This is a genomic window from Priestia sp. P5_B4 (assembly GCF_056400385.1).
In genome coordinates this window covers 41,786-61,531 of record NZ_JBFULJ010000001.1, presented here as the reverse complement: position 1 = coordinate 61,531, position 19,746 = coordinate 41,786, and the positions used below count along the sequence as shown (strand labels likewise).

Annotated in this window: 20 protein-coding genes; 7 read left to right on the top strand and 13 right to left on the bottom strand. The window is 38.0% G+C overall.

The genetic code is table 11. The features are described 5' to 3' along the window. Window positions 1-9 precede the first annotated feature (9 nt). From AC1DRF_RS00280 to AC1DRF_RS00265, 4 genes are all read right to left on the bottom strand, one after another. Window positions 10-603: an undecaprenyl-diphosphatase gene (locus AC1DRF_RS00280; RefSeq protein ID WP_477740218.1), complete on the bottom strand. Its 594-nt coding sequence runs from the start codon at window positions 601-603 to the stop codon at window positions 10-12. Window positions 604-749: 146 nt separating this feature from the next. Continuing rightward, a complete protein-coding gene (locus AC1DRF_RS00275) occupies window positions 750-1,682 on the bottom strand; it encodes an ABC transporter ATP-binding protein (RefSeq protein ID WP_477740217.1) in 933 nt (310 codons plus the stop codon). 1 nt (window position 1,683) lies between these two features. Then, on the bottom strand, window positions 1,684-2,367 hold the full coding sequence (locus AC1DRF_RS00270) for an ABC transporter permease (protein ID WP_043975758.1): 684 nt from the start codon (window positions 2,365-2,367) through the stop codon (window positions 1,684-1,686). 35 nt (window positions 2,368-2,402) lie between these two features. Beyond that, window positions 2,403-3,617: a DUF418 domain-containing protein gene (locus AC1DRF_RS00265; RefSeq protein WP_477740216.1), complete on the bottom strand. Its 1,215-nt coding sequence runs from the start codon at window positions 3,615-3,617 to the stop codon at window positions 2,403-2,405. A gap of 170 nt (window positions 3,618-3,787) precedes the next feature. Here AC1DRF_RS00265 and AC1DRF_RS00260 point away from each other — a divergent pair, with 170 nt between their 5' ends. The 6 genes from AC1DRF_RS00260 to AC1DRF_RS00235 all read left to right on the top strand — a co-directional run bounded on the left by AC1DRF_RS00260 (window position 3,788) and on the right by AC1DRF_RS00235 (window position 9,709). Further along, complete coding sequence (locus tag AC1DRF_RS00260; RefSeq protein WP_043975761.1) at window positions 3,788-4,513, top strand: response regulator transcription factor; 726 nt, start codon at window positions 3,788-3,790, stop codon at window positions 4,511-4,513. 155 nt (window positions 4,514-4,668) lie between these two features. Continuing rightward, window positions 4,669-6,264 carry a sensor histidine kinase gene (locus AC1DRF_RS00255; RefSeq protein ID WP_477740215.1) on the top strand — a complete coding sequence of 532 codons (1,596 nt, stop codon included), beginning with the start codon at window positions 4,669-4,671 and terminating at the stop codon, window positions 6,262-6,264. Window positions 6,265-6,345: 81 nt separating this feature from the next. Next, a complete protein-coding gene (locus AC1DRF_RS00250) occupies window positions 6,346-7,038 on the top strand; it encodes a response regulator transcription factor (RefSeq protein ID WP_477740214.1) in 693 nt (230 codons plus the stop codon). Window positions 7,039-7,041: 3 nt separating this feature from the next. Beyond that, window positions 7,042-8,388, top strand: a complete 1,347-nt coding sequence (locus AC1DRF_RS00245) for a HAMP domain-containing sensor histidine kinase (protein WP_427076837.1) — start codon at window positions 7,042-7,044, stop codon at window positions 8,386-8,388. Between the two features lie 72 nt (window positions 8,389-8,460). Next, window positions 8,461-9,036: a PepSY domain-containing protein gene (locus AC1DRF_RS00240; RefSeq protein WP_477740213.1), complete on the top strand. Its 576-nt coding sequence runs from the start codon at window positions 8,461-8,463 to the stop codon at window positions 9,034-9,036. A 133-nt stretch (window positions 9,037-9,169) separates the two neighbouring features. Beyond that, complete coding sequence (locus AC1DRF_RS00235) at window positions 9,170-9,709, top strand: PepSY domain-containing protein (protein ID WP_477740212.1); 540 nt, start codon at window positions 9,170-9,172, stop codon at window positions 9,707-9,709. A gap of 38 nt (window positions 9,710-9,747) precedes the next feature. Here the strand turns inward: AC1DRF_RS00235 and AC1DRF_RS00230 are convergent, their stop codons facing one another. The 7 genes from AC1DRF_RS00230 to AC1DRF_RS00200 form a co-directional block, all read right to left on the bottom strand. Further along, entirely contained in the window at window positions 9,748-11,025 is a 1,278-nt protein-coding gene (locus AC1DRF_RS00230) for a DUF445 domain-containing protein (protein ID WP_477740211.1), read from the bottom strand. 128 nt (window positions 11,026-11,153) lie between these two features. Beyond that, entirely contained in the window at window positions 11,154-12,509 is a 1,356-nt protein-coding gene (locus AC1DRF_RS00225; RefSeq protein ID WP_477740210.1) for an amino acid permease, read from the bottom strand. Window positions 12,510-12,732: 223 nt separating this feature from the next. Then, a complete protein-coding gene (locus tag AC1DRF_RS00220; RefSeq protein WP_013081471.1) occupies window positions 12,733-13,383 on the bottom strand; it encodes an amino acid ABC transporter permease in 651 nt (216 codons plus the stop codon). A 14-nt stretch (window positions 13,384-13,397) separates the two neighbouring features. Beyond that, window positions 13,398-14,036: an amino acid ABC transporter permease gene (locus tag AC1DRF_RS00215; protein WP_016762799.1), complete on the bottom strand. Its 639-nt coding sequence runs from the start codon at window positions 14,034-14,036 to the stop codon at window positions 13,398-13,400. A gap of 74 nt (window positions 14,037-14,110) precedes the next feature. Continuing rightward, entirely contained in the window at window positions 14,111-14,926 is an 816-nt protein-coding gene (locus tag AC1DRF_RS00210; RefSeq protein ID WP_477740209.1) for a transporter substrate-binding domain-containing protein, read from the bottom strand. A gap of 21 nt (window positions 14,927-14,947) precedes the next feature. Further along, on the bottom strand, window positions 14,948-15,676 hold the full coding sequence (locus AC1DRF_RS00205; protein ID WP_477740208.1) for an amino acid ABC transporter ATP-binding protein: 729 nt from the start codon (window positions 15,674-15,676) through the stop codon (window positions 14,948-14,950). Between the two features lie 477 nt (window positions 15,677-16,153). Continuing rightward, window positions 16,154-16,675 carry a M15 family metallopeptidase gene (locus AC1DRF_RS00200; RefSeq protein WP_097824741.1) on the bottom strand — a complete coding sequence of 174 codons (522 nt, stop codon included), beginning with the start codon at window positions 16,673-16,675 and terminating at the stop codon, window positions 16,154-16,156. Between the two features lie 214 nt (window positions 16,676-16,889). Here AC1DRF_RS00200 and AC1DRF_RS00195 point away from each other — a divergent pair, with 214 nt between their 5' ends. Continuing rightward, a complete protein-coding gene (locus AC1DRF_RS00195; protein WP_477740207.1) occupies window positions 16,890-17,543 on the top strand; it encodes a hypothetical protein in 654 nt (217 codons plus the stop codon). A 40-nt stretch (window positions 17,544-17,583) separates the two neighbouring features. Here the strand turns inward: AC1DRF_RS00195 and AC1DRF_RS00190 are convergent, their stop codons facing one another. Continuing rightward, window positions 17,584-18,804, bottom strand: a complete 1,221-nt coding sequence (locus tag AC1DRF_RS00190; RefSeq protein ID WP_477740206.1) for a multidrug effflux MFS transporter — start codon at window positions 18,802-18,804, stop codon at window positions 17,584-17,586. Between the two features lie 67 nt (window positions 18,805-18,871). Beyond that, the gene (locus AC1DRF_RS00185) at window positions 18,872-19,693 is read right to left on the bottom strand and encodes a MerR family transcriptional regulator (RefSeq protein ID WP_098248768.1); all 822 of its coding nucleotides are present in this window, start codon (window positions 19,691-19,693) and stop codon (window positions 18,872-18,874) included. Between the last annotated feature and the right edge of the window lie 53 nt (window positions 19,694-19,746).

The window sequence follows — 19,746 nt, the reverse complement described above, 5'->3', positions numbered from 1 at the left end:
GACTTTTTCTTAATAATATTGAGACTGTTCGTCATAAGCTGATTTTCGAAAGATAGACAAGTTGGTAATGGTCCTCATCAGTTTCGTATTAAAAATAACATAATGAATAAACAGCGCCAGCACGCAGCCTAAAACGGCTCCTGTTAACACATCGAATGGATAATGAACGCCAACCCATACGCGTGAAAAGGCAATGAGTACGCCCATGACAACCCACATGCGCCCTGAACGTTTGAAATGCAGCCAAATGGTAAAAGTGATAACTAATGCAGATGTAGCATGATCGCTTGGAAATGAAGAATTTGCGGCGTGATCAACAAGCTGATTCACGTGGTGAGAGATAAACGGACGATCTCGATAAGCAAATAAACTAATCACTTTATTGATAATGACTCCTGTGGCACAAGCACACAAAGCTTGAAATGCTACAACACGGCTGCCGTTTTTATTAATAAGTAAAAACAAGCCGAGTAAAACGATAAGTACATACTGGGCATAATCTGCAAAGAATACCATCAGCGAATCTAGAGGCTTTACGTGTGAGGCATACTGATTCACCGCGTGGAAGATGGTATAATCTACTGAATTAATAGCTGATAACATAATCGAAATCCTTTCTTATTTTTAAATGTCATTAGCTATCTTATCAGTTTCTTGAGAAAATGAACATGTTTTTGTCAGAAGCTTCCTAACTGGTATTTATAAATAATGTATTCAGACTGAGTAGTAAACCAACGGACTTTCGCCCATTAACTCACCTGTGAGTGATCCACAATATTTTTTTGCAAAAAGATTTCCTCTAAAGAAGGTTCTTCGACGTGAACTTGATAAATGTCGATGCCGCATTGAATCAATTCGCGAATAATAAGAGGAATATTTCTTTCTTTTTGAAGCATCACTTTTGTGTACATGTGATGGTATTCAACTTCGGGACTCAACGTACGGAAAAACTGTTGAATATATTCTTTATGACTGCTTGGGTAGGGATCATGTTTAATCATCACCGTTTTTTTCGCTTGATATTGAAAGCGCAGCTCTTCCATTGTACCTTCTATTAAAATGACCCCATTTTTCATAATCGCTACACGTGTACAAATCTTCTCAACTTCATTTAAATTATGAGACGTCATAAAAATTGTCTTGCCTTGATTTTGGAGTTCTCTTATTAGTTCATGAATGTGAAGAGCAGATTCAACATCTACTCCAGAAGTTGGTTCATCTAAAAAGATAAGATCTGGGTCTGCTACAATTGCTTGAGCAATTCCTAACTTCTTTTTCATTCCAAATGAAAACTTTCCAACTTTCTGATGCTCATGTCCTTCTAATCCTACTTTCTTCAGTACAATACTACAGTGTTCTTTCGAAAAACGATGGCCGTTTATCTTTAAAAAATAGCGCAAATGATTGAGCGCTGTCATCTCATCATAAAAGTTAGCATAGTCAGGAAGCACACCTATTTTCTTCTGAAGCTCTAAATCAATATCACTCTGTCCCAGCAGCGTAAATTCTCCTGCTGAAGGAAATGAAACGCCGGTAAGCATATTAATAAATGTAGACTTTCCTGCTCCGTTTCTTCCTAAAAATCCGTAAGTTTCCCCTTGTGGTACCTGTAAATTAATACCGTTAACAACTGTTTTAGATCCATATTTTTTAGTTAATTTACTTGTTTCAATAGCATACATATTATACTTCTCTCCTTTTAAAACTCCAAAGTGCCGTACATAAACAAAGTGCTGCAAAAATAAGAAGAACTGTTAGATACCCTTTCTCCAGCTTTAAATAGTAGTAGGGTGTCACATACTTAAACCATGCAATGTACGCTTTTGATGAAAATATGCTCCACACGCTCAGTACCGGTAGAACAAACGATAAAATAATTGATAAAAACATAGTATGAGTTGGGCTTGGCATTAAAGCTGAAAGCATTAAAACAAATGAAATGATACAAACGGTGAATAGCAGGCACTCTAAAAATATATAAAAAGAAAAATGATGCGAAATAAACACAATCAGTAGAAATGAAATAGAGATACAAACAAGCCAGAAACAGCAAATACCTAAGAATTTTCCTAGTACAATACGCTCTCTTGATGTTTTGGTAACTAAAAACCTTGCTGTTCTTGTTTTAATTTCTTGATTAATAACATTATGAGAAAGACTTGAAATAAATAAAGGTCCGAACCCGAGAAGCATCACCAAAATTCCCCCGTTGGCTCCATCTTGAATCTGTGCACTCGTCAGTTGACCTCCAAGTTGACTAACTATATGGGCTATTCCATAGGAAGCACCGCATACGATTAAGATAACGATAATTGATTTAATACTTTTAAATAAGCTTTGAAACTCTTTTACACTAATAGCCCACATTTTTAAAATCTCCTTTTAAATAAATTTGACTGCTATCATCCAACAAAAGGATGATTTACTTCCGCCGGTAAGGCTTTTTTTTCTTTGGGCTTTCCACTCCAAGAAAAATTTGTCCATATACGCAGTAGCTTTTCCACCGGTCCAGTTTGAAATTTTTGCACGTACATATAGCTGCTGATAAGCTGAATTCCGTAAATACCTATGCAGACAAAAATCCCTGCAATCATGCCGAGCTTTCCGAAATAACCTAATCCGTAACCGTAAAAAATCGTCGTGCATATGACCGTTTGCATTAAATAATTACTAAGCGATATCCTGCCTACACTTTCAAAAGCCTTTATCAAAAATGACTTCTCGTATTTCGCATATAACCAAGCAAAGCCTGCAATATAACCAAGAGATAGAAGACTTCCACCTAACATATGTGTAGAACCAGCCCAATTCGCATCTGGCCATACGTACATAGTCCCTTTTAACAGCAAGCCAAGCGGAATCAGCGCGGCTGCCCAACGGCCATACTGTTTTTGATTAGCTGAAACATCGTAAAACCACTTTTTCTTTCCTGCATACATACCAAATAAAAACAAAGCGCCCATTATAAATGGCGTAAACAAGAAGGCAAAAGCAAATTTATATCCTGCTATATTCATCGGATCAACATTGTTGCGGTGGTCTTTAATCTGTTCATAAGTTCCACTTCCATACACATGAATCGTATCTTTTACATATGTCGTAAGCGTTTGTTTATCGCTAAGAAGATACATATTATCGTTTAATGAACCGTATCCGGATGCTCCTGTAAGGACCAGCAAAATCGATGCCCACACCAAAAGTGTTTTGGCTTTACGCTTTAAAAAGAAAAGTAGTAAAAATACTCCCATCATTCCGTAAAATGTAAGAATATCTCCTTCCCATAAAAACACTCCATGCAGTAAGCCAAACCCTAGAAGTAGAAGAAAACGGCGAAAGAAATGCCTTTTTACCCCTAGCTTCCTTCTTTCTAAGCTTTCTTTCATCTTCACCATTGAATAGCCAAATAAAAAGGTGAAAATCGGTATAAAACTTTCCTCTACCGCGACTTTTAAAAAGACATAGGCTGCTGAATCACTTGGTGATAGCGAGAAGAGATGAATCATATCCTTTCCGTAAATGCCATATTGAAAAATCAGCATATTCGCTAGTAAAATACCAAACAAGCTGAATCCTCTCATACTATCAATTACTTTAACCCGCCTAAAATCATTACTCATCCTTTTAACTCCTTTACTATGTGTCTGTGCATTTAGTATATGAAATGAAGTTTTCAAGAAAATAACCAGGAGATTATCTTTTCCTTAACATTTTCCAATTTTGTTAATCTTTTCGTAATGTTCTTATGCTAAAATCGAATACGTATGAAATGAAACAGAGGTGATTTACGTTGGAAGATGCGTCTATATTGCTAGTTGATGATGAAATTGCCATCGTCAAAATGCTGGAGACAGTATTAAAAAAAGAAGGATTCAACCAAATTTATAAAGCTCACACCGCTCAAGAAGCGCTGGATGTTTTACATAATCAAACAATTGATATTATTTTGTTGGACGTAATGCTTCCCGATCAAAGCGGATTTGATATCTGTCCTAAAATTCGTGAGCTCTCAAACGCGTATATTTTATTCATAACAGCCAAAGTATCCGACCTGGACGTACTAACGGGTTTCGCCATGGGAGGAGACGACTACGTAACTAAGCCGTTTAATCCTTTAGAAATTGCGGCACGAATTAAAGCACGACTGCGCAGAAAGCAAGCGCTGACTGAAGGAACTTCTATAAGAACGGAACCACAATCGTCAAATCGCTATGAGTTTGATCGTTTTACTGTAGATGAATCGGCAGGAGAACTCATTGTGGACGGTCAAACGGTTTCTTGCCCCGCACAAGTGTTTTTATTGCTTCTTCACTTTTGTAAAAATATGAATATTGTTCTTTCTAAATCACAGCTTCTTGAAGCCGTCTGGGGATATAATCAGTTTGTAGACGATAATACAGTAACCGTGCATATTCGAAGAATTCGAGAACGAATTGAAGATAATCCTAGCAACCCAAAACATTTAGTTACGGTACGAGGGCTTGGGTATAAATTAGTGAACGGAAAAGCGCTATGAAATCCATTAAAAGAAGGTTGACCTTTCATTTTTCATTTCAGTTTATTGCGATTATTGCATGTGTTTGCTGCGTTCTTTTTTGCGCTTTAATGTTTCTAGCTTATTACCTTTCAAAGCAAGATATAAAAAGAGACTTACCCTCTGGATCACTTAGCGTGTTAACGGGGGATACAACAGTTGAAGGTGGAAAAGCAACCGTTTCAGATGATTTAGCAAAACAGCTTAAACAAGAAGGACTATGGTACCAAGTACTGAACAAACAAGGAAAAGTAATTGGAGAAATTAACTCCCCAAAAGACTTACCTAAGCACTACGGTCTTTCAGAGTTATTAGAAATGGATAAAACCAAAAAATTTAAAGGCTATAATGTAGTAACAGAACTTGATACCTTTTTGACTACACCTACTTATTATATTTTGGGCTATAAAAGTGATTTAAAAGACCAGCTATATGCTTTGTATGCTGAATACAATAAAAAAAGTGTGCCTCCCAAAAGCGATATCCCTCTTATCAAAAAGGCGTTAAAAGAAAAAGATGCTTCGCTTCAAATTTTAAATGAGAAAGGTGATATCTTAGCTTCAATTAGAATGTCTAAAGAAAAAACACGTTACGATCCTTTAGAAATTATTTCCCGAAAAATTGAACAAGATAAATATGATTCAACAGCTACTGTATTCCATGATCCAAAGAAGAAAATTTCATGGGTTTTTTACACTCCTAATAATTACCACAGTATAACCGATGAATCTATTATTCGAAAAGCTTGGATGATCTCCATCATCGTGGCTGTTTCCGTTCTTATAGCCACCATCGCTTTCTCCATCTGGAACGCTTTTCGCTACGGCGGACCCTTACTTCTCTTCACCAGCTGGCTCGGGCGCATGGGAAGCGGAAACTATTCAGAAGTGCTAACACAAAAAGAGCGGAAGCGCGTCTTTCGGAAGAATGGAAAAGTACGCTTTCAATATCGTCTGTATTCAGAAGTAATCACCGCTTTTTATGAGATGGCGGAGCAGCTTAGCTTAGCTGAAAAAGAACGAAAGCAGCTAGAAACTACTCGCGAAGAATGGATGACGGGAATATCACATGATTTGCGCACACCTCTTTCGACGATTCAAGGATATGGGCATATGCTTGAAAGCGGCCATTACAATTGGAACGAAGAAGAGTTAAAAGAAATTGGCCAAACACTCCGTGATAAAAGTGAATACATGGTGGAGCTTGTAGAGGATTTTTCATTGGCCTTTAAGCTTAAAAATAACGTGGTTGTTTTAGAAACAAAAAAAGTAGACGTTCATCAACTACTTCAGCATATTGTTTTAAAATTCGTTAACGATAGAACCATTGAAAATGTTCACTTCTCTTATGTGCCCGCTCATCTTCAACCTTTTATTCAAGCTGACCCGCGCTGGTTTGAACGAATGCTTGATAATTTAATTTTTAATGCTATTAAACATAACCCTAAGAACACTACCATTACAATTTCGACCGCGATAAAAAGTGACCGCGTCTTGATTACGATTCAAGATGATGGAATTGGAATGGATGAAGAAACGCAGAAAAATTTATTTGACCGCTATTACCGCGGCACAAATACAACGGAAAAAACAGAAGGTGCTGGACTTGGCATGAGCATCGCAAAAGCTATTTGTGAACTTCATAAAGGCCATATCGAAGTAAGATCTACTCTTCACGAAGGCACTGCCATTATCTTGCACCTTCCTCTTTCAGCAGATCAGCAGCCGGACTAACCTCCGGCTGTTTTTATACACCTCCAATCTCTCCGTGCTATAATGTACGCAACTATACATAGACACAAGGGGGAATTTTTGTTGAGTAAAGGCAGAATTTTAATAGTAGAAGATGAGCGCAAAATTGCTCGTTTAATTCAGCTCGAGCTTGAACATGAAGGGTACGAAACGGGCATGGCTTACACGGGAACAGAAGGATTGGCAGAGTTTCAAGAACACGATTGGGATTTGCTGCTTTTAGATGTGATGCTTCCTGAACTGAGCGGACTCGAAGTACTTCGTCGCATTCGAGCAAATGATGATCAAACGCCCGTTATCTTATTAACAGCTCGAGCCGCCCTTCCTGATAAGGTAAGCGGACTAGATTTAGGAGCAAACGACTACATTACAAAGCCTTTTCAAATTGAAGAGCTTTTTGCACGCATTCGCGTATGGCTTCGCCATCCTGCATCAACATCGACTCCTGAACAAGAAACAGCCACTCTTCAACTAGGCAATTTAGTCGTTAACGAAAAAACGCGAGAAGTTACGCGTGAAAATGAAGCTATTGAGCTGACTCCTAAAGAATATGACTTACTTGTCTATATGCTTCAAAACAAAAATCAAGTGCTGAGCTTTGAACAGCTTCTTACAAACGTTTGGGGATTTGATTATTACGGAGACACAAATATTGTATACGTATACATTCGTTATTTACGTAAAAAGATTGATGCTTCATTTTCAACTCCTTACATTCAAACAGTGCGCGGCGTTGGCTACATGCTGAAGGAGTAGCTTATGAAACTACAAACAAAGATTATTCTTACATCAACTGCGCTGCTTTTTATTCTGCTAGTAATTGCAAACAGTTCGATTTACTTCATTTTCAAGAAGACCATGGAAGACAACGCCATTGAACGTTTGCAAGCAGAAACAAGCAATGTAACAAATGGGCTAAAGCAAACGAGTGCGACGGTTAAACAAGCCAACTTGCTTCGTGCCTATTTGCCTCCTAACGGAATGATTCGTATTTTACCCAAATCCGGCAGTCCTTTAGTTGTATCCGTTACGGATCAAACGAAAGAGCTTCAGGACTTACCTTATTCCTATTATTCAAATGAACAAACAAGCATCAAAGAAGATGACGGCCATCTATACGCGATTTCACACACCCCTGTCATTTGGACGAACGGTGAAGTTGTTTCTTTGGAAGTCATGGAACAACTGGCAGATGTGGAACAATCTCTGCAGACATTAAAATTTATCTTGCTCATTGCCTCTCTTGTTATATTAATTCCAACTATATTTGCTGGACGGCTTTTAAGTAAAATTATTTTGCGGCCTATCAAATCTCTTATTCATACTATGGAAGAAATTCAAGTGTCTCGCACATTCAAAAAAATTGACCTCTCTGCTCCTTCTAAAGATGAGTTAGATCAAATGGCCAACACCTTCAATAATATGATGGATTTATTAGAGGAAAACTATAAAAAGCAAGAGCAGTTCGTATCCGATGCTTCTCATGAATTAAAAACACCCCTGACCGTTGTAGAAAGCTATGCCAATATGCTAAAACGATGGGGAATGAAGCGTCCAGATATTTTAGAAGAAGCCATCGAAGCCATTCACTCTGAGTCTTTACGCATGAAACAGCTTACGTCTCAAATGCTGGTGCTTGCGAAAGATGAGTCTCAGTGGGAGATTCACATGGAACACGTAGATGCGGCGGCCGTCTGTAACCAAACAATCAAGCATCTAGAACAAGCCTTTGAACGAACCATTTATTTAAATATAAAAACGGATCATCCCGTCGTAACAGCGGATGAAAAACGCTTAAAGCAACTGCTATACATCCTCTTAGATAATGCCATTAAATATAGTGAAAAAGCGGTAGAGGTAACCATAACAAGAAGCGAAAGCTTTATGATTACGGTCACAGATCAAGGAATTGGCATTCCAAAAGAAGACTTATCCAACGTGTACGAACGCTTTTTTCGTGTAGATAAAGCAAGAAATCGAGAAACCGGTGGTTCTGGACTTGGATTATCCATTGCTCGAAAGATTGTAGAAGCTCATAGCGGGCGTATTGAGATTAACAGCCAAGAAGGAAAAGGGACATCAGTAACGGTTTCCTTTCCTCTTTGATTTCTCGCCTTTTCTTAGAGATTTTTAAGAATCGCCTGCTATACTACTTTTTAAGATACTGGAGGTGAATGTATGAAGAAAACGGTGCTTTTTATACTTATTTTTCTTGCTGTTGGTTCAGCTAGCTTTTACGGAATAGCAAAAGCAGTGAATCGGCCTGATACAATTTTATCGGAATCGGACGTCAGCAGTATGATTCAGCAAAAATATGGCGGCACTATTGAAAATGCAAGCTTTTCCCAAAAAGATGATGAACCGATTTATCGAATCACTTTGCTTAAAAATGATATTCCATATCACATCACAGTAAATGGAGAAAATGGAGAAGTCCAGTCATTAATCAAACAAAAAGTAGAGAAACAAACGTCTACTCAAACTAAAAATAATATAGAAGAAGAGCAAAAAAAGAGCGAGCAGCCACCAGTTTCTCTTACATCCGACGAGCCTCTCATTTCAATGGAACAAGCAAGAGACATTGCTTTAAAAAAAGTAAAAGGAACGTTTTCCTCAGTTGAAATAGAAGAGGAAGAAGGCCAAACCTTCTACGAAGTCGAAATTGATCAGTCTAAAACAAGAGAAGCTAAAGTGATGATCAATGCTTACTCCGGACATGTAGATTCCATCACCTATGAAAATGACGATGATTAAAAGTACAGCGGAAAGCTGTGCTTTTTTTATCTATTTTTATTTATTTCTAAGAAAATTTTAAACTTCTTCTTCTTTTCCTTTAAAGTTCATTGGCTAAGATAGTCTTAACAACAAATCGAGGAGGCCATAACATATGAAAGTTATTACAACCGTTTTAGCCAGTGCAGTACTAGTCGGTGGATTAGGTGCAAGCGCATATGCAATGACAGACCAGTCCAAAAGCAATAATAAGAAGCAAACCACAACGATTGAAGAAGCAAAGGCAAAAGACATTGCCCTTCAAAAAACAGATGGCGGCGACATTACAAATATCCAATTAGCCATAGATGACGGCGTTAAACAATATGAAATAGACATCACAAAAGGTAATAAAGAATACGATGTAGACATTGACAGCAGCAGCGGTAAAATCATTGAATTTGATGAAGAGCAAAAAGACGATGAAGATGAGAAAGAAGAGAAACTTCAAAACGTTTCCCCTGCTATTTCATTAGATCAAGCGATAAAAACAGCTTTAAAGAGTGCTAAAGGAACGGTCAATGAAACGGATCTAGATCAAGAAAACAACCGTTTAGTATATGAAATTGAAATTGACACAGCCGATAAACGTGAAGCAACTGTTTCAGTAGATGCCAAAAACGGCGGCGTGATCAGTGTAGAACTAGATGATTAATAGAAAAAGCACACTCCAAAAGGAGCGTGCTTCTTTTTTTATACCGCTAATTTAATAACCGTTAATACAATACCAATCAAGAATCCACATAGAGCTCCGTTCACTCGAATCCACTGCAAATCTTTTCCGACATTGTTTTCCATCATATCCACAAGTGTTTCATCATCTAATTTATCTAAGTTTTCCTGAACAAGCTGTCCAATTTTCGAATGATTCTCTTCTACAAAGCTCATGATTTGCTTTTGAATAGCCGTATCAATTGCTTCTTGACGCTGTGCATCCTCTTCAAGAGCATTCAGCCAGCTCTCTACGTAAGGAACGGCGTAGCTTTTCATAAATTCAGGGCTTTCAATGAATGCTGTCACTTTCGCTTTCATTTTATCGACGATTTCTGTTAATTTGTTCGTTACATTTAATTCATGAATCGTTTTTTGTTTCCATGCTTCTAATTTTCCAAGAAGTTCTTCATTCTGCTCCAAGCCTTGCAGCTCTTTTCTAATTCCATTGACCAAAGCAAGGCGGTATTCATCATCTTCGTTACGAAGACGCCCTGTAATAGAAAGCAATAAATTTTGCAAAATAGACCCTAGCTTCTCTTCATTAATCATGCTTTGAAATGATTTGAGAGCAAATTGTAAAATCCCATCAAGCTCAATATTATCAAGCGCATTTTTAGCAATACTTCCGAGCTGATACTGCGTTTCTTCTTTTTTAATCCAGCTCTCTCCTTTATTTAAAAGAACATCAAGCGCTTTTTCATCATACTGATTTTTTACCACTTCTCCAACAATCGAATGCACAATAGGCTTTAACTCTATTGCTGAAAGCGATGATTTGAGCTCTTTTTCAATAATAGGAACGACTTTCTCTGTATCCACACGATTAATCGCATCAACAAGCAGTGCTGTTCCTTTTTGTTGAATTGTTTCCGAATGAACACCTTTTCGAACAATCGGAAGCAAACGCTTTGTAAATGCAATTCTTTTTACTTTTTCTTGAATACTTTCTTTTGACAGCCAGTCGTTTTCAAGCGTTGAGACTAGCCCTCTTGTAATACGCTGTCTGTTTTTAGGAAGCAGCGCAGTGTGTGGAATAGGAATGCCTAAAGGGTGACGAAAAAGAGCTGTAACGGCAAACCAATCCGCTAATCCGCCGACTAATCCAGCTTCGAACCCACCTTGAAGCAACCGACCCCAAATTGAATCACCAAAAGGCATTGTGGCAACGAAGCCCACTCCCATAATCGCCAAAGAAATCACGGCTAAGTGCTTTGATTTCTTCTTTGGGTTTGTTGTAAATACATTATTTGATTCCATTATAGTCCTCATCCTTTATTTATTTAACTAAACATTTCATCTAGAAATATGTAACGTGATACAGAAACTTCCACAAAAAAAAGAAAGACAAGCTTTTACCCTCGTCTTTCTAGTATATTGCCTTTTTGCTATACTTCAAACTTTTTTTCTTTTCGACTTTTATTAATAAATGAAAAAATGAGGAGTACGACCAAGATAACCGCACATACGCTTGATCCAATCACATTGTTTTTATTAAACATAAACGATACAAAAATAACAAGCAGTGCTGCTGTTGCAAAAAGCGTTGTATAAGGAAACCACTTTAATGCGAAAAACGGCTTTTCTTTATACCCTTTACGCAGCTTTAATTGAGCTAAACAAATGCTTACCCAAATAAGAATAATCGTGAAGCCCGGAATGGTCATTAAATAACTAATTACATTATCCGGTGTTTTATAAGCTAAAAACACACCCATTAAAATACAAACAGCCGTAATCATTAAACCATTAATCGGAATACCGTTTTTTGAAACTTTTAAGAAGCGCTTTGATGCTTCCCCGCTTTGAGCCATAGCATAGAGCGTACGCGAAGTTGCATACATCCCTGAATTCGCTGCTGATAAAACGGCCGTTAATAAAACGAAGTTCATAATATGAGCCGCACCCGGCAGTCCGGTGATACTAAACACTTGGACAAATGGACTGTCTTGTCCTGATACAGAATTCCAGGGCATAAGGCCGCAAATAATTAAAATAGGCAAGATGTAAAAGCCAATCACTCGCCATACTGAGCCTTTGATCACTTTCGGTAACACGTTTTTCACATCTTTTGTTTCCGTTACGGCCACACCAATTAATTCAGCTCCGCCGTAAGAGAACATCACAATTAAAAAGGCACTCAGCACACCGCTCATGCCGTGAGGAAAAAAGCCTCCATGAGCCGTATAATTTGCCCAGGGGTTTTGCACATCACTTGGAATCACACCGAATAAAATGAAAGCTCCCAAAATGATAAAAGCAGTAAGAGCAATTACTTTAATACCGGCAAACCAAAACTCAATTTCTCCGTAATACTTCACTTGAAATAAATTCATCCCTACAATTAGCACTGCACAGAGAAAGCTTAAGAGCCAAAGAGGTACAGAAGGGAACCAAAACTTCAAAAAGCTTCCTCCCGCAAGCAGTTCAACAACTGTCACGACAATCCAGTTCACCCAGTACAGCCACCCTACAATAAAAGAGGTTTGCGTACCGAATGCCTTATGCACTAAATTTTGTACGTTCATATTCGGATAGACAATTGCCATCTCCGCCAATGCTGTCATTACAATAAATAAGATAAGACCGCCAAATAAATACGCCAGTACAACACTTGGTCCTGCAATACCTAGCGTATCAGCACTGCCTTTAAAAATGCCTGTCCCAATCATACCGGCAAGCGCAATGAGCTGCACATGACGAGGCAACAGACCTTTTTTTAAATTTTGATCTTGTTTTTCCATGATGCCCGTCCCTTCTGTTCATTTTACGTGTTAGTTTAACCAAATCACTTCTTGCGCAAAAACCCCTACCGGATATTCAGTAGGGGGTGAACCAACACTGTTTTTCTTCTCTATGATGAATGAAAATGATCTGATTTTACCACTGTTACTTTAGTCATTTTATGCGTTGAATCAATACATTGTCAATGTTATTTATTTTCCAAAAATAAAGTCAAAAGAGTATCTACACCCTTTTGACTTCTAGTCTTCTTGCAATGATAGATAAAGCATAGTTTACAATAAAATACATCATCGCGATGATCAAAAACATTGGGACTACGTAGCTTTGTTTCTGTCCGTAAATGATTTGAGCGTTATGCAGCAAATCAGGAAGTGCGATCACTACTGCAAGCGACGTATCTTTTAATAAGGAAATAAATTGACTAACTAAAGGAGGCACCATTCTCCGCAAAGCTTGGGGCAGCACAACGAAACGAAGCGTTTGATAATAGTTTAAACCTGATGATCGCGCCGCTTCGATTTGTCCTTTTTCAATTGATTTTAATCCGCTTCGGATAATCTCTGAAATCATAGCAGATTCAAATACAGTAAGGGCCACAATCGCTGCTGACGTAATTTCCATATCAATTCCGATTTCAGGTAAAGCAAAGTATGTAAAAAAGATGATTAAAAGCAGCGGCAAATTCCGGATAATTTCTACGATAAAAGCAAGTACATGAGACAGAACTGGAATACGGGCATACCTTAAAATACCTACTATACTTCCAATAAGAAAACTTAATACAATCGAAATGAATGCTACTTTTAAAGTGACCCAAAATCCTTCCATTAAGAAGGAAAGGTGATCAGGAGAATAAGCACCCATAAAATCCATCACTTTCACTCCTTTCAGCTTGTTTTACCAAGACGTTTCTCAAGATAACCAACTCCTAAGCTTAACGGAATCGTTAGAACTAAATAGAACAGAGCCACAAAAATATACACATCAAACACTACGTAAGTTTGAGAAGAAACAAGATCTGCCTGATACATTAAATCAAAACCAGCAACAATCCCTAACACCGATGAGTTTTTGACTAAATTAATGAATTGATTCCCAAGAGGAGGAATGACGATTTTAATGGCTTGAGGCAATACAATGAACCGCATCGCCTGACCGTACGTAAGGCCAGATGAACGTGCCGCTTCAAGCTGCCCTTTTGGAACTGCCATAATTCCCGCTCGTATGGCTTCGGCTATAAAAGCTGCCGTATAAATAGTTAGTCCCAGCACTCCGGCCGCTGTACCGCTGATTCCCGCCACAATAAAAATAAAAAAGACGATAACCACAAGGGGAATATTTCGAATGAACTCTACATAGACCGTACCAATTACATTTACTATTTTGAGAGGGGCTATTCGCATTACCGCAATGATTGTACCAAGTACAAAACTGGCCACTAAAGCAATCAGACTGGCGATAATGGTGTACTTAAAACCTTCTAAATAAAGATCCATATTGTTCGTCAGAATTGAAAAATCCAACAATTTTCTTCCTCCTTTCAACTAAACAAGCAGGATGAGCATAATGCTGCTCATCCTGAGAAAAGAAAACTGTACGCTTATTGTTTGATCCACTTGTCGTGAATTTCATCATATTTTCCAGAGTCTTTTATCTTTTTAAGCGCATCGTTTAATGCATCTACCAGCTCTTTGTTTCCTTTTTTCACAGCAATGCCATAAGGCTCTTCTGTGAACGGCTTTCCTACCAATTCATAAGAAGGATCTTCATCAGCCATTCCATAAAGAATCGCATCATCAGTTGTTAAAGCATCTCCTTGCTTAGATTTTAAAGCTGTAAATGCTTCTGCATAGTTTTCAAACTCTAATACCGTTGTCTCTGGTGCTTTTTCACGAATATTAATAGCTGAAGTTGATCCTTTAACAGCCAACACTTTAGTACCTTTCTTCAAATCATCAACGCTTTTAATTTTACTGCCTTTTTTCACAAGAAGAGACTGTCCGGCTTGGAAATATACATCCGTAAAATCTACTTCTTTTTTACGTTCGTCTGTAATAGTCATTGTCGCAACAACAGCGTCAATATCTCCTTTTTGAAGAAGAGGAACCCTTGTTTTGGACGTAACTTCTTTAAATTCCACCTTGTTTTCATCGCCTAAAATCTCTTTAGCCAGCTGCTTAGAGATATCAACATCAAAACCTTCTACTTCACCCGTCTTTGGATTCTTTAAGCCAAACAAACGCGTATCATTTTTAACTCCAATAACGATTTTCCCTCGGTCTTTGATTTCAGTGAGCGCATCTTTTTTAGCTGATGATCCACTCGTTTCTTCACTTTTCCCTCCACAAGCTGCTAACATCATAGCCGCTGCTAATGAAAGCATAGCTGCCTTTAAAAACGTTTTTGATTTCTTCATATTACTCCCCCTATTAAACAATTAATGATTTAAAATACGGCTAAGAAATAAACGTGCCCTTTCTTCTTGCGGGTTTTCGTAAAACTCAGCCGGAGTTGCCTCTTCTAAGATTTTTCCTTGATCCATAAATACAATGCGGTCCGCTACTTCTTTCGCAAACCCCATTTCATGAGTTACAACTACCATGGTCATTCCTTCTTTAGCCAATGTTTTCATGACATCCAGCACTTCTCCAATCATTTCTGGATCAAGAGCAGAGGTAGGCTCATCAAAAAGCATAATTTCTGGTTTCATCGCAAGTCCCCTCGCAATAGCTACACGCTGCTGCTGGCCGCCTGACAGCTGGGACGGGTAGGTGTTAGCTTTTTCACCGATTCCGACTTTATTTAAATAGTATAGGGCTGTCTTCTTAGCTTCTTCTGACGACTGTCCCAATACTTTCATAGGTGCTAAAGTGATATTTTCTAAAACTGTTTTATGCGGATATAAATAAAAATGCTGAAACACCATACCTATATTGCGGCGCAGTTTATTAATATTTGTTTTTTTATCTGCGACCAATATATTATTTACCGTTAACTGTCCGTTAGATATTGTTTCTAAATAATTTATGCATCGCAGCATCGTGCTTTTACCTGAACCCGAAGGTCCAATTACGACGACAACCTCACCTTTTTCAATTGTTAAATTGATATCTTTTAATACGTGAAAATCACCGTAATATTTATTCACTCCGTCAAAAACAATCATTTTCCCCCTCCTAATCTGCGAACAACAATAAATATTTAAATTTTTAAAATATTTAAAATATGTTAAAAATTATATTCTTACCCTTAAAGCAAAGTCAACAGTTGACAAATTATCTCTTTTTTGTAATCAAAATGAACTACCTTCAAATAAAATATGCTAGAAAAATAAAAGGCTTTGTTGGCATTTGCCGATATGTAAGCATACGTTCGCTAGGCTGAAGGTACTTGTATAAGCTTAATCAGTAGATTATATTAGTTAACGCATATCTTTATACGAATTGTCTTTCATTTTTATGGGGCAGTTCTCTCTAACCACCCATCTTTCTAATTATCCGTCTATATTTTTACTATATTAATATATATAATTACCTTACCGGTAAATTAATAAAAAAAGAAACTACAAGCTTCTATTCGTGTTAGAGGTTCTGACATAGATATAGTGAAATTGTATTATCCCTCTAAAAAAACACACGCTTTATTAGCGTGTGTGGTCTTTTATATTTTCCGGACTCATTTGAAAATGCGGATAGTCTTTAAAACCTTGCCAATCTCCTCCCCATTCGAATCCTAAATTTTTCGCGATATCTACAACCTCCATCCAATCAGACTGATTGTTATTATTACCGTCATATTCCATGTCCCAAATAACTTGTCCGTCTTTTAACTGAATAGCAAAATCAATAGCTAATCCGTAATTGTGATAAGACTGGCCGCCCTTTGAGTAGGTAACAATATTACCTTCTTCCGTCCTGCCTTTTGCATAAAGCTTATCTTGTTCTTCTTTTGAACGGAAACCTTCCGTAATGACAATTGAGATTCCTTGGTCACTTGCTTGTTGAACAAGTTTATTTTTCTTTTCTTCTACGACAGGATGCAACTCAGTTGCTCCTGAAAAATCTTCTAGCGTTGGACCAGGCTTTAACTCATCGCGAAACAAAAATACGAGGCTTACCGCTATCGCAACTATCAAAGCTATTCCCAATTTTTTAAGAATGTTCATCTATATAAAGTCTCCATTCTTTTTTGCTGCTGTTTAGATAAAATCATATCGAATTTCATTTTGTTATCCAATAGAAGAGCTGTAGTGTTCAACAAACGTCTATATTTTTTCGTTTTTTATCTATTTTCACCATTTTTTCACTATTGGTGGTTACATTAACAATTGTGGACAGCTCTGTACCACACCCCTATAACTTTTAAGGAGTGACAACAGCATGAAAAAGAAACTATTCGGTTATATCATGGCAAGCGGTTTAACACTAGGAGTTATGGCCGCTGCAAACTCCACGGCATTTGCAGCAAGCAAAGATGAAACAAGCTCTTCAACAGTTGTAGAGCGAACAAATGGCAGTACAACAAATATAGATGATGCAACACAACAAAAAGTTGATGATATTATGAAAAAAGCACAGGAAAAATTACAGAAACTCGGCATAAACTTGCCTCAGCACAAAGACGGCCCCTTCAGCAATCTAGATGCGGCTACAAAGAAAAAAGCAAAAGCTATTATGGATCAGCTCCGCGACGGCACGCTGACTAAGGAACAAGCTGAAGCCAAATTAGAAGAACTTGGCGTAAATTTTCCTGAACATAAAGGCGGTCCTTTTAACAATTTAGATGCGGCTACAAAGAAAAAAGCGAAAGCTATTATGGATCAGCTTCGCGACGGCACGCTGACTAAGGAACAAGCTGAAGCCAAATTAAAAGAACTTGGTGTGAATTTCCCTGCTAAAAAGAAAGATTTTCTAAGCGGGGTAGATGCTGAAACAAAAGCGAAAGCTGAAAGCATTTTGGAAAATTCAAAAAAAGAAATTCAAAAGCTTGGCGTTACAATGCCGTTTGAAAATCACGAGCACAAAGCTCAATAATTTAAAAAGCTACTTGGCTGTTGAAAGCCAAGTAGCTTTTTTATGATCCAGTTTTCCTTCTCACTAACGTCATGTACACACCTAATGCTAATAAATCACAAAACATAATCACAATGCCCATCGGCAGAGCATTTTGCCCTCCTCCAAGACCAACAAGAGGAGCTACGGCTGCTCCGAGCAAAAACGGAATCAACCCTAGAAGCGCTGAAGCACTTCCCGCGTTCGAAGCTTGATTTTCCATAGCGAGTGAAAAAACGGTTGTGTTCACAATTCCTACGCTCGATACTACAAAGAAAAGCAAGATGCAAACTAAAATAACGGACATGTGAGTAGCAATCACGGCCACTAAAAGCACGCTTCCAACCGCTGCTTGAAGCAATCCATACATAAGAAGAGTAGCTTCTTTTACTTTACCCGCTAAACGTCCTGTCACTTGAGTAGCTATAATTAGCCCAAAACCGTTAATAGCAAAAACAAAGCTGAACATTTGCGGAGACAGGCCATAAATGTCTTGAAGGACAAATGTAGAACCTGAAATATAAGCAAACATGGCACTCATAATAAAACCTTGCGCCAGCGCATATCCCACGAAGACACCATCTTTTAGCAATACACCAAATGTACTCAGTACTTCTGTTAATCCGCCTTCTTTACGTCGTTCGAGCGGAAGCGTTTCTTTTAAACCAAATAAAACGGCAAAAAACATTAGTGCACCAATCACTGCTAGCACACCAAAGACTCCGCGCCACGACATAACCGTCAGCAGCTGTCCACCAGCAACCGGAGCCAAAATAGGAGCTAACCCATTTACGAGCATAAGCATAGAGAAAAACTTTGTTAAATCCGAACCTGAAAACAAGTCCCGCACGCTCGCTCTTGAAATAACCATTCCTGCTGCTCCTGCCATACCTTGAATAAATCGTAAAACGATAAAAATCCAAATAGACGGCGCAAACACGCATAAAACAGATGCAACCGCATAGGTAATTAACGCTGCTACAAGCGGCTTTTTCCTTCCGCGAATATCACTGAATGGTCCCATTACCACTTGCCCAAATGCTAAGCCCAATAAGCAAGCCGTCAGACTGACCTGCGCTAAAGAAGCTGAAGTATGCAATTCTTTGGCAAGCGTCGGCAGCGCTGGCAAATACATATCAATTGATAACGGTCCAAATGCGCTCAGTGAACCCAAAATTAAAATAAATAAAATTCGATTTCCTCGGCTTAAAGACATTCCTTGTGAAATACTTTGCTGATTCATCTATTGTTGTCTCTCCCTTCAGCAGTTCTACAATAGTCTCATCTTAAACCCTCCAGTTACTGGATAGTCAAGATGTAATTCGAATTTGAATTTCAGTCAGCCGCTCTTCTTCATGATGAGAAATAAAGGAATCTACAATTCGCCGAATTAAAAAAGGCCCTTCTGCTTTGTATCCTTCGGCTTTAATAAAGTTCAGTAACGCATCGTAATAGACTCCTGTAGTATCTCTCTTTTCTCTCATATAAATAGATGCGTAATCGCCTTCAGGTATTAACGTAACGAGTTCATGCTTAAAAGAAACATCGCTTTCGACCAATAAAAAAATGCCATCGTAATCTGTAAATTGTTGTTTTTTCGTGTTTTCTACCGATAGCATAAACCCTACTTTCCCAATCATAATGGGGGTAATATGACTAATTTTCTTTTTTAAATCACGCAGAACACTTTCAGTCCCGTCTAACGTGCCTACCTCCGCTTTTACTTGAACAACCTCACGAGAAGAAAGGTGTTTGATAAACGGTGCTCCTATTTGGTTAATATGTCTCGTCTGCTCTAATTCCTTCATTCGAGTTGTTAACTGCGCATTCACTCTTTGAAGGTGACGAATTTTTTCTTTTGTTACCTGCTGATACTCCGCTAAAGTTTCAATAAATTCATCCAAGCTGCTGTGCTCCATCTTTCTTTTAATTTCTTTTAAGGGAACTCCCATCAGCTTTAAATAGACAATGATATCTAATTTCTTAAATTGTTCTAACGTATAGTAACGATATCCAGTTTGTGGATCAACTTCGTAAGGCTCAAATAGACCAATTTCATCATAATAGCGAAGTGTTTTAACCGGAATATCATGCAGTCTGGCCATTTGCCCAATCGTAAATTTGTTTTGCATATGAGTTCACCTTCTTTATGTAAAGCTGCTTGCACTTAAAGCAAGCAACAGCG

Coding starts and splice junctions, on each gene's coding strand:
- AC1DRF_RS00280 (WP_477740218.1), bottom strand. CDS start 603: ATGTTATCAGCTATTAATTCAGTAGATTATACCATCTTCCACGCGGTG.
- AC1DRF_RS00275 (WP_477740217.1), bottom strand. CDS start 1,682: ATGTATGCTATTGAAACAAGTAAATTAACTAAAAAATATGGATCTAAA.
- AC1DRF_RS00270 (WP_043975758.1), bottom strand. CDS start 2,367: ATGTGGGCTATTAGTGTAAAAGAGTTTCAAAGCTTATTTAAAAGTATT.
- AC1DRF_RS00265 (WP_477740216.1), bottom strand. CDS start 3,617: ATGAGTAATGATTTTAGGCGGGTTAAAGTAATTGATAGTATGAGAGGA.
- AC1DRF_RS00245 (WP_427076837.1), top strand. CDS start 7,042: ATGAAACTACAAACAAAGATTATTCTTACATCAACTGCGCTGCTTTTT.
- AC1DRF_RS00240 (WP_477740213.1), top strand. CDS start 8,461: ATGAAGAAAACGGTGCTTTTTATACTTATTTTTCTTGCTGTTGGTTCA.
- AC1DRF_RS00235 (WP_477740212.1), top strand. CDS start 9,170: ATGAAAGTTATTACAACCGTTTTAGCCAGTGCAGTACTAGTCGGTGGA.
- AC1DRF_RS00230 (WP_477740211.1), bottom strand. CDS start 11,025: ATGGAATCAAATAATGTATTTACAACAAACCCAAAGAAGAAATCAAAG.
- AC1DRF_RS00225 (WP_477740210.1), bottom strand. CDS start 12,509: ATGGAAAAACAAGATCAAAATTTAAAAAAAGGTCTGTTGCCTCGTCAT.
- AC1DRF_RS00220 (WP_013081471.1), bottom strand. CDS start 13,383: ATGGATTTTATGGGTGCTTATTCTCCTGATCACCTTTCCTTCTTAATG.
- AC1DRF_RS00210 (WP_477740209.1), bottom strand. CDS start 14,926: ATGAAGAAATCAAAAACGTTTTTAAAGGCAGCTATGCTTTCATTAGCA.
- AC1DRF_RS00205 (WP_477740208.1), bottom strand. CDS start 15,676: ATGATTGTTTTTGACGGAGTGAATAAATATTACGGTGATTTTCACGTA.
- AC1DRF_RS00200 (WP_097824741.1), bottom strand. CDS start 16,675: ATGAACATTCTTAAAAAATTGGGAATAGCTTTGATAGTTGCGATAGCG.
- AC1DRF_RS00195 (WP_477740207.1), top strand. CDS start 16,890: ATGAAAAAGAAACTATTCGGTTATATCATGGCAAGCGGTTTAACACTA.
- AC1DRF_RS00190 (WP_477740206.1), bottom strand. CDS start 18,804: ATGAATCAGCAAAGTATTTCACAAGGAATGTCTTTAAGCCGAGGAAAT.
- AC1DRF_RS00185 (WP_098248768.1), bottom strand. CDS start 19,693: ATGCAAAACAAATTTACGATTGGGCAAATGGCCAGACTGCATGATATT.